The sequence below is a fragment of the Trichocoleus sp. FACHB-262 genome, from assembly GCF_014696035.1.
GTDB lineage: Bacteria > Cyanobacteriota > Cyanobacteriia > FACHB-46 > FACHB-46 > Trichocoleus.
The window spans coordinates 112079-125240 of sequence record NZ_JACJPK010000064.1 but is presented as its reverse complement, the minus strand read 5'-3'; the positions used below and the strand labels follow the sequence as shown (position 1 = coordinate 125240).

The 13162-nt window shown below is 49.2% G+C and carries 12 protein-coding genes; 8 read left to right on the top strand and 4 right to left on the bottom strand.

Annotated elements, in window-relative coordinates; genetic code table 11:
• Positions 1 to 202 precede the first annotated feature (202 nt).
• Positions 203 to 1162, top strand: a complete 960-nt coding sequence (locus H6F68_RS12450) for an orange carotenoid-binding protein (protein ID WP_190559394.1) — start codon at positions 203 to 205, stop codon at positions 1160 to 1162.
• 95 nt (positions 1163 to 1257) lie between these two features.
• Positions 1258 to 1578, top strand: a complete 321-nt coding sequence (locus tag H6F68_RS12445) for a hypothetical protein (RefSeq protein WP_199295655.1) — start codon at positions 1258 to 1260, stop codon at positions 1576 to 1578.
• A 12-nt stretch (positions 1579 to 1590) separates the two neighbouring features.
• Here the strand turns inward: H6F68_RS12445 and H6F68_RS12440 are convergent, their stop codons facing one another.
• Entirely contained in the window at positions 1591 to 2379 is a 789-nt protein-coding gene (locus H6F68_RS12440) for a peroxiredoxin-like family protein (protein WP_190559392.1), read from the bottom strand.
• Between the two features lie 297 nt (positions 2380 to 2676).
• Here H6F68_RS12440 and H6F68_RS12435 point away from each other — a divergent pair, with 297 nt between their 5' ends.
• The gene (locus H6F68_RS12435) at positions 2677 to 3126 is read left to right on the top strand and encodes a hypothetical protein (RefSeq protein ID WP_190559390.1); all 450 of its coding nucleotides are present in this window, start codon (positions 2677 to 2679) and stop codon (positions 3124 to 3126) included.
• 78 nt (positions 3127 to 3204) lie between these two features.
• Here the strand turns inward: H6F68_RS12435 and H6F68_RS12430 are convergent, their stop codons facing one another.
• Complete coding sequence (locus H6F68_RS12430) at positions 3205 to 4473, bottom strand: glutathionylspermidine synthase family protein (RefSeq protein ID WP_190559388.1); 1269 nt, start codon at positions 4471 to 4473, stop codon at positions 3205 to 3207.
• 6 nt (positions 4474 to 4479) lie between these two features.
• Positions 4480 to 4830 carry a hypothetical protein gene (locus H6F68_RS12425; protein ID WP_190559386.1) on the bottom strand — a complete coding sequence of 117 codons (351 nt, stop codon included), beginning with the start codon at positions 4828 to 4830 and terminating at the stop codon, positions 4480 to 4482.
• 139 nt (positions 4831 to 4969) lie between these two features.
• Between H6F68_RS12425 and H6F68_RS12420 the strand changes: the two genes are divergently transcribed.
• The 3 genes from H6F68_RS12420 to H6F68_RS12410 all read left to right on the top strand — a co-directional run bounded on the left by H6F68_RS12420 (position 4970) and on the right by H6F68_RS12410 (position 10035).
• Positions 4970 to 5857: a hypothetical protein gene (locus tag H6F68_RS12420; protein WP_190559384.1), complete on the top strand. Its 888-nt coding sequence runs from the start codon at positions 4970 to 4972 to the stop codon at positions 5855 to 5857.
• A gap of 99 nt (positions 5858 to 5956) precedes the next feature.
• Entirely contained in the window at positions 5957 to 8683 is a 2727-nt protein-coding gene (locus H6F68_RS12415; protein WP_190559382.1) for a valine--tRNA ligase, read from the top strand.
• 245 nt (positions 8684 to 8928) lie between these two features.
• A complete protein-coding gene (locus tag H6F68_RS12410; RefSeq protein WP_190559380.1) occupies positions 8929 to 10035 on the top strand; it encodes a DUF3616 domain-containing protein in 1107 nt (368 codons plus the stop codon).
• 2 nt (positions 10036 to 10037) lie between these two features.
• On the opposite strand, the gene H6F68_RS12405 is transcribed toward H6F68_RS12410, so the two are convergent.
• Entirely contained in the window at positions 10038 to 11678 is a 1641-nt protein-coding gene (locus tag H6F68_RS12405) for an NCS2 family permease (protein ID WP_190559378.1), read from the bottom strand.
• Positions 11679 to 12023: 345 nt separating this feature from the next.
• Between H6F68_RS12405 and H6F68_RS12400 the strand changes: the two genes are divergently transcribed.
• Together H6F68_RS12400 and H6F68_RS12395 are read left to right on the top strand one after the other, a co-directional pair.
• Positions 12024 to 12383: a BON domain-containing protein gene (locus H6F68_RS12400; protein ID WP_190559376.1), complete on the top strand. Its 360-nt coding sequence runs from the start codon at positions 12024 to 12026 to the stop codon at positions 12381 to 12383.
• A gap of 181 nt (positions 12384 to 12564) precedes the next feature.
• Positions 12565 to 13029: a hypothetical protein gene (locus tag H6F68_RS12395; RefSeq protein ID WP_190559374.1), complete on the top strand. Its 465-nt coding sequence runs from the start codon at positions 12565 to 12567 to the stop codon at positions 13027 to 13029.
• Positions 13030 to 13162 lie beyond the last annotated feature (133 nt).

The following is a 13162-nucleotide window of genomic DNA, read 5'->3' as shown; positions in this document are numbered from 1 at the left end:
TCGCCTCTCCGCAAACCTGAGTAAACCCATTAGGTGCTGCTTTCGCAAGATCAAGGCAAACCCGCGACTTTACGTAAAGGTTTGTTAAGTTTTGTGAAATTTAGTGTTATTCTCTTAACAGATTGCTGAAGCTTCAGCGTGGAAACGCTCTGGAGTGCATCTCTTTGTCAGTTGTAAATCTCATCAAGGTTAGGCCCGTACTATGCCGATTACGATTGACTCAGCTCGCGGAATTTTTCCTCAAACTCTATTTGCTGATGCAGTACCAGCTACGATCGCTAGATTCAAACAACTCAACGCCGAAGACCAACTAGCATGGACTTGGTTTGCTTATCTTGAGATGGGCCAGACCATTACCGTTGCCGCTCCTGGCGCTGCCAGCATGCAGTTTGCAGAAGCAACTCTAGAGCAAATTCGGAAAATGACTTTTGCTGAGCAAACGCAAGTAATGTGCGACCTGGCAAACCATGCCGACACCCCCATTTGTCGCACCTACGCTGCTTGGTCTGCAAACATCAAGCTAGGATTTTGGTACAAGCTTGGGCAATGGATGGATGAAGGAATTGTGGCTCCCATTCCAGCAGGCTATCAACTTTCCGCCAACGCCTCAGCAGTACTGCAAGCGGTTAGAGAATTAGATCAGGGCCAACAAATTACAGTCCTACGCAATTCTGTAGTTGATATGGGGTTTGACCCAGGTAAGTTGGGTGACTACACCAAAGTTACTGAACCTGTTGTTACTCCCAAAGAGATCTCACAGCGTACTCAAGTCACTATTGAAGGGATTGATAACCCGACGGTGCTGAGCTACATGAACAACTTGAATGCCAATGACTTTGGCGCTTTGATTGAGTTGTTCGCACCCGACGGTGCTCTTCAGCCTCCTTTTCAGAGACCTATTGTGGGCAGAGATGGCATCCTGCAATTCTTCAACGAAGAATGTCAAAATCTGAATCTGATTCCAGAGCGAGGCGTTTCTGAACCCGCAGAAGACGGTTACACCCAAGTAAAAGTCACTGGCAAAGTCCAAACTCCTTGGTTTGGTGCCGCTGTAGGCATGAATATGGCTTGGCGATTCTTGATCAATCCCAAAGGCAAGATTTTCTTTGTCGCAATTGATTTGTTGGCTTCTCCTAAAGAATTGCTGAACTTGATTCGCTAAAGAAGTGACCCTGTAGATAAGCTCTGAACGATTGTGAGCGCTCTCCTAAAGGGCGCTCAGCTTTGTCTTGACCAGATGATATAGAAATAGTGCAAATGAGTGACGTTGAGTGGTCTCAAGTAGAGAAAGAAGTAGCTCAGGAAGCTTTTGAGAGAGCCTACGAACGAGAAATTAATGCTTTGATAACAGAGGTTCGTGAGAGAGCTAGCACGATTACAAAATTGGATGATACTTGGCTGTTACACGATTTTTTAAGTGCAAGAAGACACCAATTGGATGGCAAGTACGACTATAAATATTCAGTGCTGATCTTTGTGTTTGCTCAGTTGGTTAAGGAGGGTTGGTTGCATCTCAAGGAGCTAGAGGGGCTAGAAAAAGATAAGCTGACCAAGATAGCAGCTCTTACCCGGATGTGAGAAATGCCCTGCCTAAGAACCTACATTGAGACAAGAGCCATCGCCCAGAAACGATAGCGGGTTACTCATATCTTCTGCAAAGCCAAGGATGCCGCGATCGCGATGTTCGTAGAGCAATTCTCCCTGAGCATTGAATAGAAAGGTGCCTCCTCGTTGCGTCATATAAGCGGCATCTGGCACATAGGTGTTCCAATGGCTCAGCACTTCTGTCATATTTCGCAGTCGCAAAGTGGCAAGCTCGAAGGGGCGTTGGAATCCTTTGCCGCCTGCCAGCTTGAAAAATGAACCTTTAAATGGTGGGAGTGGTTTAGCTTGCACCACTTCTTCGTCATCAATCAGCTGAGGAGCTTGGCGATCGCCCCGATAACCCCGAAACACTTCGGCCAGTGTCCCAGGGCTACCAATCCCGGCGCACATCAGCATCAAGTTCATCCAGGCATTCTGAGCCGAGGAAAGACTGGGTACTTTGAGCGAGAGACCCGAATAGAGGCCGAGTTGACGGTGCAGTTCTGCGGTCGGGTCAATGAATAAGCAGCCAGCGGGAAAACCTGTGTAGTCGCAAAATTTCTGACCAGAAGCGCGATCGCCAATTCCCACGGCTCGAATTATGATGTTCTGAGCTTGGAGCTGTTCTGCTTCTCGTTGCAGCCACCAGGCATATTCCAAACTGTCAAAGTCTCCCAGTTGCGGCCAGACTAAGACCAACTGTTTGGCAGCATGACAATCGCCGAGAATCGGTGCGATCGCTCCATCGCTTACCCGCTGCCGTTGAGTTTGCTTGATGATGGCGTAAGCATCCATAAAATTGGTCTAATCAGAGAAGAAAAACTAGAAAAGTATAAATGATTTAGTCAGGTAGTCTAGTTAGGAGTGAGGTGAAGGACGATCGCCTATTTTGAAGCTGCAGCCATCAAGAAAGCTAATTAGGGTCATCACAGGGACTGAGCAGTCTTGCTTAGAGTTGGGGCTGATCTTCCCCTACAATACAATCAGCGAAGCGTGGGATCGCAGGTAGATCAGGGGTATAAGGATCAACGCGATCGCTAGCTTGGTAGGGAATAAAAAATTCAGTTAATTAGGTCAGATAAGGTGTCGGCTATGAGCACAACAGAGACTTCCAGCGCTAGCAAGAGCAAAGCTAAGAGTGATCAACCAGCAACTTTGGAACTTGCTGACAAGAAAAAAACGGGTAGTGTGACTAAGGCTAGAACCTCAGGATTGGCGCTGCAAACCTATCATCCTAGCCCTTTGCCCAATAACCGCCCCATTGGGCCCAGCACTCTAAGAGTGGCCCATGTAGGTTCTTTGCCAGGTGGCCGTCCGATTTTTGAAAGTGACCTGCAAATTGTAGAGTTTGGCGGACTCCATCAAGATCGCCCCATTTTTGCTAGCACCTTAGAGGTTGCCGACTCCGACTCTCTCCCCAATCACCGACCGATTGCAGTTAGCAAGTTGGAAATTTCAGCGTTAGATTCCCTCCCAAACCATCGCCCCATTATGGTGAGCCAATATGAAGGAGAGGAAGACTCAATGGGTTTTATCGATTAAACTCGTGACAGCAAGTTTGTGTTCCAGACAGTTCCGCAGGGGTTATTGGTTGAGCCTCCTGCGGAATTTTTTATAGCCTTAACAACCGATCGCGCACCAGTAAGAATAGTCGTCTGTAATCTCGCCTTCTGAAACCCGCATCCCCAAGCCTCCAGCCACGAGGCGATCGCAGCCATCGTTGTAGAGCCACGCGCCCCAAACGGCGGTCATTAATTCGTCAGCAATAGTTAGTTGGGGAAACTCTAGGAGTTCTTGGTAGACGTAGGGCTGCTCGGTGTACCAAGGGTCGTTGTTGTGGCTGCGGTTGGCAATCGCCCCTGCTTCAACGGCAAATCCCCCTTCCCCTTGGCGGCCCAAAATTGGTTTGGCAAAGTAGTCGCTGCCCAGCGCCTCAGTGGTTAAGGAAGTTTTGGGGAAATAGTCGATTACAGCGGCAGCATCGCGATCGTCAAAGAATTCTGATCCTAAATCGTTTACCAGGGCAAAAACACTTTTGGGTTGCAGCAGAAACGCTGAAGCAAAGTTCACAATCACGACTTTACGCTCCAGAATTAGCTGCTCCAAGGCAGGCCAGAGGCGCTCTCCTGCTTCGTCGGTATCGTGAATCGCCCACTCGACCGGATACCACATAAACAGAATGTCAACGCGCTCTCCAGTCCGTTCGTGGAAGAGGCGATCGCCGTTTTGAATCCGTAGAAATTCCAACGGAAACACGGTGCTCTTACCAGAATAATGCTGGCTCAGCCATTGCATGGTGCCGACATCTTCAGGGTTGTTGAGAGCGGTAAAAGCAACATGACAATCTGAGAGGGGTTTCTTGAGATAAGCTGCGGCTCGCTTGAGGTGTTGATTTAAGCTGGCACGAAGCAAATTTTGGGCACCGGGAACGGGGTCTTGCAAGCCAAAATGCTGGGCAACATGGCCATTGCCTTCGGTACATTCAAACCAAAAGCTGGGCGTTTGCGGATTGGTTTCGACGACTTTTTTCAGGCTGACAGCGGGATTCCAGCACCAGTCCAGCCGCATACAAAGGGGAGGCAGTGGATCGTACTTAACCAAGCGAATAGTCTCAACTGGGAAGCCGTAGTCGAGCAATGTGTCGCCATCCAACTGCCGAATCACGGACCACATTTTCATAAACACGCGACCCACCGCTTCAGAAGCTTGTTGCATCTCCCGCACAAAGTCAGGTGAAACTGGGTGGCAGTGGTAGAGCGCGTAAGGCACTTGCTCAGAGGCGATCGGCAAACCTGTTTCGCCGTCAATCGGACACAGGTTATACCAGTTGAGCCGCATCGACTTAAACAAGTAATCGCGTTCTGGACTGTCGAAAATCTTGCTATTCATGGTTGCCTAGCCCATACCGCCCCAACGACCAAAACTACCAAATCCACCTCGGCCACTGCTGGAACTAGAGTGGCTACTGCTGCCGACACTTGAGCCTTTGCTGCCAGTGGTGGCAGGCACTTGCCGTAAGGTGCTACTAGAACCGGAAGTATAAACTCCCGAACCACCGCCGACATAAGTTCGGCTGCTGCCATTTGAAGAGTTGGTGCATTCGCGGTTGGCTTGTCTAACAGCAGGGTCGTTGCAGTTGAGATTGGTGGCGCTAGGATTGGTCGTGCAAGCGGCTAAGAATGATGCCATTAAGGACGACATCATCAAGAGAGTAATCAGTTGTAATAAGCTAGGCTTCAATTTCATGCCAGTGTCCCATCGGACTAAGTGAGAAAAAGCTACAAGATTTGCGTGCAAGTTTACGGAATGAGGAATTCCTGAGGTTGTCAGTGTTTCTCCTGGTTGTGGGCGATCGCGTTTCTAAAATTCCCAGGATGGAAAAGAAATGACTCCTGAGTTAACAGCAGCATTGCAATTTATCGAAAAAATTGAGCGAGCCAATGCAGATCAGTCTGTCTATGAGATTGCCAACAAACTGCGGGGCTACACCAAGCCTAGCTACACCACGCCGATGTGGAGTACGGCTACAGGCTATAAGCAGCCTTACCTAGAGGGTGAGTTTAAGGGCAAGCTAAATCAAGAATTGCTGCTCAGCGGCGAGAAAACTGACTTTGGGCATTTCATCGCAGCACTCTCCGATCATGTGAATCAGCCGGGAGTACGTTGGTCAGATTTGACGAGTTGGACGGCTGATCATACCTCTTGGGCAGGCGACATTGGTTCCGCGATCGCCACGTTTCACGCACAGGGTAGTCAGCAGAAAATTCCTACAGTACTAGAATCGCTAAATCGCTACGCCTCTGACTCTGACTACGCGGCAAATATTGCAGCTTATGTAGTTGGCGTAATGCTGAATTCTGGTAAACAAGCTTTAATTTCTCAAGCGATCGCTCAGTATGATGCTCAGCCTTATGCCGAGACTGTCCGATGGTTTCTGCAAGAACGGTTTAAGGGAGCGATCGCCAACAATCAACTGCAAAATCCGGCAGAAGTGGAAGCAGAAATCCGCCGTGCGATCTCAACTTATATTCGCCTGTCACCTGATTCGGGTTTGTTTAAATCGGTCAAAAATTTATTGAAGTTGGACCCACAAATACAACGCGAAGATTTTCAGCACCCAAACGCAACTGAGTTATTGCAAGGGTCACTGCACTTTCTGACGTATCTAGTCAAGAAATCTGGACTAGAACCCCTTAAATTCAAACCTTATCAATTGCCCAAGGTACCTTGGTTGGGAACAGTCAGTTATGAAGTGAAAGTACCATTTGTTTGAGCGATCGCCCTACATTGTCTTAGCGGCTTGGCGGTGCATCATGGCAGAATTTAGTAGTGTTAAGCATCTGTTCTGATTAATTTATTTAGTCTGCCCTTCATGACTGCAACTATCCCGACCCTCGCCAGCCAGTACGACCCCTCCACAACTGAATCTAAGTGGCAAACAGCTTGGGAGCAAAACCAAGTCTTTAAGGCTGACCCCAATCATGGTGGAGAGCCTTACTGCGTGGTGATTCCGCCACCCAACGTCACGGGTAGCTTGCACATGGGGCACGCCTTCGAGAGTTCCCTGATTGATACTTTGGTGCGCTATCACCGGATGCTGGGTCGCAACACCCTCTGGCTGCCTGGTACTGATCACGCCAGCATTGCGGTGCAAACGATTTTAGACAAGCAGCTCAAGGCAGAAGGCAAAACTCGTTACGACCTGGGCCGTGAGCAGTTTCTAGAGCGGGCGTGGCAGTGGAAAGCTGAGTCTGGCGGCACGATCGTTAACCAATTGCGGCGCTTGGGTGTCTCGGTTGATTGGTCACGGGAACGCTTCACGATGGATGAAGGGCTGTCTCGTGCTGTCTTGACCGCGTTTGTGCAGCTTTACGAAGAAGGACTGATTTATCGCGGTCAATATTTGGTTAACTGGTGCCCTGCCACCCAGTCAGCCGTGTCTGACCTAGAAGTAGAACCCCAAGAAGTGAATGGGCATCTCTGGCACTTCCGCTATCCGCTCTCGGATGGTTCTGGTTATGTGGAAGTCGCGACCACTCGCCCCGAAACGATGTTGGGCGATACAGCCGTGGCGGTCAACCCCAACGACGATCGCTACAAGCATTTAATTGGCAAAACCCTCACCCTGCCAATTATGAATCGGGAAATTCCGATCATTGGGGATGAGTACGTCGATGCCACCTTTGGGACGGGTTGCGTCAAAGTTACCCCTGCTCACGACCCCAACGACTTTGAGATGGGCAAACGCCACAACCTGCCTTTCATCAACATCATGAACAAAGATGGCTCGCTGAATGAGAATGCGGGGCCATTCCAAGGTCAGGATCGCTTCGTGGCTCGTAAGAATGTGGTCGCGCGTCTAGAAGAATTAGAGGTGCTTGTCAAGATTGAGGACTACAAACACTCCGTCCCCTACAGCGATCGCGGCAAAGTTCCGGTAGAGCCGCTACTCTCGACCCAGTGGTTTGTCAAGATCAAGCCGATGTCCGAGCGGGCGCTGGAGTTTCTTAACCAAAAACAAGAGCCAGTCTTCGTGCCCGATCGCTGGACGAAGGTATACCGGGATTGGTTGGTGAGCTTGCGCGACTGGTGTATCTCACGGCAACTTTGGTGGGGGCATCAAATCCCTGCTTGGTACGCAGTGAGTGAAACCAATGGCGAGATTATGGACAACACGCCCTTTGTGGTTGCCCATAGCGAAGCAGAAGCGAGAGAAAAGGCGATCGCGAAATTTGGCGCGGATGTCCAACTAGCACAAGATCCGGATGTGCTAGATACTTGGTTCTCGTCAGGTCTGTGGCCGTTCTCGACTTTGGGTTGGCCAGAACAAACGGCAGATTTGCAACGCTACTACCCCACCACAACGCTCGTGACTGGGTTTGACATTATCTTCTTCTGGGTGGCCCGGATGACGATGATGGCAGGGCACTTTACCGGACAAATGCCGTTTGAGACCGTCTACATTCACGGTTTGGTGCGGGATGAAAACAACAAGAAGATGTCGAAGTCAGCCAACAACGGCATCGACCCCCTGTTGCTGATTAACAAATACGGCACTGATGCCCTCCGCTACACCTTAATCAGGGAAGTTGTGGGTGCGGGTCAAGACATCCGCTTGGAGTACAACCGCAAAACCGACGAATCCGCCTCGGTAGAAGCCTCCCGCAACTTCACCAATAAGCTGTGGAATGCCTCCCGGTTCGTGATGATGAACCTGGAAGGTCAAACCCCGCAACAGTTAGGAGTTCCTAGCGAGAATTTAGAGTTAAGCGATCGCTGGATTCTCTCTCGCTTCTATCAAGTCGTGCAGCAAACCCGCAACGACATTGATAACTTCGGGTTAGGTGAAGCGGCTAAAGGTCTGTATGAGTTTACCTGGGGCGACTTCTGCGATTGGTATATCGAATTGGTGAAGCCTCGCTTGCAAGAAGGAGAAAATGCAACTTCCCGCAAAGCGGCTCAGCAAACCTTAGCTTATGTGTTGGAAGGCATCCTCAAACTGTTCCATCCCTTTATGCCGCACATCACTGAGGAGATCTGGCACACCCTAACTCAAGCAGGTGAAGACCAATATTTGGCAGTGCAAGCGTATCCGGAAGTGAATGCCGCACAAATTGATGCTGAACTAGAGCACCAGTTTGATCTGTTGATCGGCACCATTCGCACCATCCGTAATTTGCGCGCGGAAGCGGATGTGAAGCCAGGAGCAAAGGTACAGACCATTCTGCAAAGTGAGAGCGATCGCGAACGCCAAATCCTTGACCAGGGTCAGTCCTATATCCAAAACCTCGCCAAGGTGGAAACTCTCAGCATTGTGGAGAAGCTAGAATCTGCCCCAGAAGCGATCGCAGGTGTGGTTGGAACTGTGCAAGTTCTTGTACTGCTCGCAGGTGTGGTGGATGTAGCTGCACTCAAGGCCAAGCTGGAGAAAGACCTCAAAAAGGTAGAAGCCGAGATCGCCGCTCTTTCTGGTCGTCTTAGCAACTCTAAGTTTGTGGATAAAGCCCCTGCCGATGTCGTCCAAGGTGCGAGAGATACCCTAGCCGAAGCCGAAAAACAAGCCGAGATCCTCAAAGCTCGATTGTCTCAAGTAAGTTAACCTCTCCCCAAACCCCTCGCCTACAAGGCGAGGGGCTTGGAATATTTCTCCCCTTCCCACCCCTTTGGGGAAGCAAGCTACAGCAGGGAAGGGGCTGGGGGTTAGGTTTCATTCTGATTCCCGCCAGTCAGCTCGATAAATTGCCTGAGATCGATCGCTAAACTCCACCAAAAACGCGATCGCCTGCACATCACTGAAAGTGAGCTAGTTTTGAACAAAGGCTAGTGTGCCAAAGGAGCAAAACGATGACAAACGGTTTTTTGTTGAGTCGAATTGTTTTGCAGTTTAGTTCTAAGTTTCAGGGGGTTTCTGAAGACCTCTCAGCGGTGATTCACACAAAAGATGGGCACCTGTGGGTTGCCTCCGATGAAGCGGCCACAATCGATCGCTTGTCCTTTGCAGAGCCTTATGTTTACAAACACGATAAGCAATTCGCCCTTGCTGATCTGATCAATCTACCTGATCGCAAGAAGGTTGAAGTTGATATTGAAGGTATGGACTATGGCGATGAATATCTTTGGGTCGTCGGCTCCCACGGTACCAAACGAAAGAAAGTCAAAGCCGAAAAAACTGATGAAGAAAATCTGCAACGCTTAACCGAAGTCGAATTTGACCCCAACCGCTACATTCTGGCTCGAATCCCACTCTGCAATGGAGATTTGGTTAAGTCCTGTCCCCATTCTCAAGACCCCAGCCAACAATTAACCGCTGCGACCTTAGAACTCACAGCGGGCGGCAATGTCTTGATTGATGCCCTCAAATCTGACCCTCACTTGGGTCCGTTTCTCTCCACCTATACCCAAGCTCAGGACCAGCCTTTACTATTGCCAGGAAAAGATAATGGTTTTGATGTTGAAGGGTTAGCAGTTTATGGCGATCGCATTTTCGTTGGGTTACGGGGACCCGTGTTACGCGGTTGGGCAATTATTTTAGAGATCGCCGTGGAGCAGAAAACTCCCGAAACTTTATCCCTAAAACCCATTGGTAAAGAAGGACAACTCTATAAAAAACACTTTTTTGATTTGGGTGGGTTAGGCATTCGAGATCTCCATTTTCAAGGCAAAGATCTATTGATTTTGGCTGGCCCAACGATGGTACTCGACGGCTCTATTCGAGTGTTTCGTCTCACCAAAGCCCTAGATTTGGATGAAAACAGTCTGTGTGAGCAAGCAGAGGGAGAGCTAGAACTCTTATTTGATATTCCCTACGGTATTGGGTGCGATCGCGCCGAAGGCATGACCTTGTTTACCTGTATTAGCAACTCTCCCTCGCTGATGGTGGTTTATGATGCGCCTTCAGAAACCCGCAAACGAGATCTAAACGGCGTTTTGGCCGATGTTTTCAAACTGTGAGCTTAGTCTTGCGAGTACTCCTGAGGGCCAGAGATTTCGTTGAGTAGGTGCTCGGGACTTTCGCTCTTGGCCTTCCGGGTTTGCCATGCTGCATAGAAAAATAGAATCGCTAGCAAACAGTAACCCACGGCCCAATCCCCTCCAGCGCCCCAACCCAAACGGATGATCGTATCCGCGATCGCCCAGTTGTAGCTGTGCATCAACCCCAGCCAAGAAAGTACTGCTGCCGCTAACGACCACAGTGCGGCCTGCTTAAATTTGCGCTCAATAATATAGACGGTGATCCCTGCGAGGAGCATGGCCGAAAAAATAAATCCTTGCTCCAAGGCAAAGGCTCCATCGATAAACATGCCGCTGTTTTGGAAGGATTTAATCAAATTGGGAGTAAACGGCTGAGCAGGTGTACCCAAACCCGCAGCTCGCAGAGCATTCTTGGCAACCAGTACTCCCCAAGCCGCGATCGCAGGAAGCAACCCCACAACCACAGCAGGAGCATGGCGCAGCGGTGTAGCTGTGAAGCTTTGGGCCACAATCACAATCGCAATCCACAACACGATCGCCATTCCCGCTTCAATGGGGACAAAGTAGGCCAGCAAGCCGACCGTTCCACTCAAACACAACAGCGCCATCACAACGCCATTGAGCGTCGAATACCCAACTCTTGCACCCAGCGCTTTCCAACCGGGATGCCCAATGTAAATCGTTGTAGGGAAACAAGAACCACAGACGGCTGCCACAATTGTGCCAATGCCATTGACCGCCAAACAAGGAGCAGATGGGTAAGAGTCTCCAGCGGCTTCCGCACTTTCCAAATTCTGAATGCTGCCAATTAAGTTAAACAGGCCCATTGGCAAAATCACGCTCAAGTAATCGATCAAGACCGATCGCCCTTGCCACAACTCGCCTAACCAAAATCTTGGTAAGTAAACGCCAATGGGTTCTAAAGCCGTTGCGAAGCGAGTCGCATCCCAACTGACCAATCCTGTGCCCCAAGCTAGCCCTATCCCCAGTAGTACCGCTAACAACCCCCCTGGAATTGCAAAGCGCACTTGCCCAAAATAAGTCAGAAGAATTACACCCAGCGGCACTAACCCCACAATTGGACTAGCAAACGTGCGAAACAAAAAGTCCATTGCGATGAAGGTTACGGCAATGCCACCTAAGGTTGAGAGCAAAGCGGCTCTCGGTGCCAGTCGGCGCAAACCTTCCCCAATCCAAGCACCTGCTAGTTCGATTAAACCGGAGCCTAGACAAGCGACTAAACCTGCCTGCCAAGCTAGTTCTGCTGCCTGCTCTGGAGGCACACCTTGAGCGATCGCGGCTAGTTTAACGGGCAGCATCACCAGAAATACATAAGCAAAGAGACTAACGGTGTTGATGCCGTAAGGCAAAGCAGTAATGTCATCCCGTTGCTCCCGCTGGCCTTGTCGGTACGCCAGCCAAGCATAGTAAAAGTTACCAACAATTAAGCTAAGCGCCACACCAGGTAGAATGCGGCCATACAAAATTGTGCCTGGAAAATTTAAGACTCCCTGGCACAGGCTCACAATCACCAAAATTTGAATGAAATTATCGAGAGCTAGGCCAAAAAAGCCATCAATATCTCTGCGGACAAACCACCGTGGAGAGTTCATTGTTTGCATGGGTATGCTCCAGCCTCTGTAGCTAAGAGTTCAGTGTCAAAAAAGCTACAATTCGCTAGTATCTCAGACCAAAGCCCTTATGCTCACAAGCGAATAATAGTCCTAGCTCTTGTAGAGAGTGATATTCGAGGCTACTCTGCCACTTTTGCAAAAAATGTAATTCTTAATACCAACTTTTTTGAAAGGCACTGTTTTTTAGCCAGCTCATCATCTGCCACCTATGCCCTGTATTGGTGTTAACAAAGTTTCATAAACCAACAACTGTCGTAAGATGGATGGTTAATCTTGTTAAATAATTCTTTAATCAACTAACATTCTGATCAAGCTCCAAAAGACGTAGAACTTATGGGTTCATCACCAACGACCTTAGAACTTAAGCCAGAAAAAGCTACTACCTCAAGCCGTAGCCAAGTTTTTGGCACCGTGACCACTCAGACCTGCTTACTTCAGACGATTCCTCCAGAGCGGGTTGGCTTAAATGGTGAGTACGACCATGGCGGTTTAGCTAAGCGGGTCCAGTTAGCGTTTCAACAAGCCTTCAGCTCTGAGCAGATTCAGGCTCTTTCTGTATCCCAGCGCGGTAGAGTGGTTGTGCTCAAAGGGCGGGTTTCCCAAAGCTTACTGCAAAGGATAGTGGAGATCGCTGCCAAAATTCATGGAGCCACCGATGTTGAAACTTATGCGGTGACTTCCATTGAAGACTAAAGCTAGAGCCATCGTCTCAGCGATCGCTCTTTCCAGCTTGAGCAATTCTGAGCGATCGCCCTTCGCGACTAGGCTTGAAATTAGGCTTGAGAATTGGGCTTGAAGATTGCGCTTGAGGACATCTTCGTAAAACGAGATATACTGTCTCTCAAGAATATGCTTATGTTTAGCTTGAGTTGCGATGCTGCATTTAGCCCAAGTGCAAAAAAAAGGATTTTTAGGAAAGGCTGAGTTGCAGTTGCTCGCCCGTCAAAAATCTGAAACAACCTGGGTCTTAGCGGCTAAAGAGGATGTGGTTTTATCTGCTGAAGCCCATGCTTTTGGTGAAGGCACATTAGTTCTAGTTGAAGTGGCAGAAGATCGTCAAGTGACCAACGTCCAAGACGCTACAGAGTGGGTCCTTGAGTTAGTTCAGAAATATTTGATTGCAGGCCTGACTCCTGCTCTTCTGCAGCAAGAAGCAGAAAGGGCTGAGCAATGGCGACAGTCTTTGACCTTACAAAGCCAGGAATTAGGCCGACGCACGCTAGAAGTAGAAGCGCGACGTGAGCAGATTCAGGAACTCGAAGAAAACTTGAAGCGCGAGAAACAAGAGCTAGAAGCATTAGCGCAGCAGCTAAAAGTTTCTCTACAAGACGGGTCATAGCAGAGCGAGAGATTGTAGCTAATCTTACAGAGCGAAAAGTCCTTCTCAAGGAAGAATTTTCACAACCCAACTCTAAGTTAATTTGAGATTAAGAAATATTTAACAATAGAACTTAGTGTCGCTACATCACTAA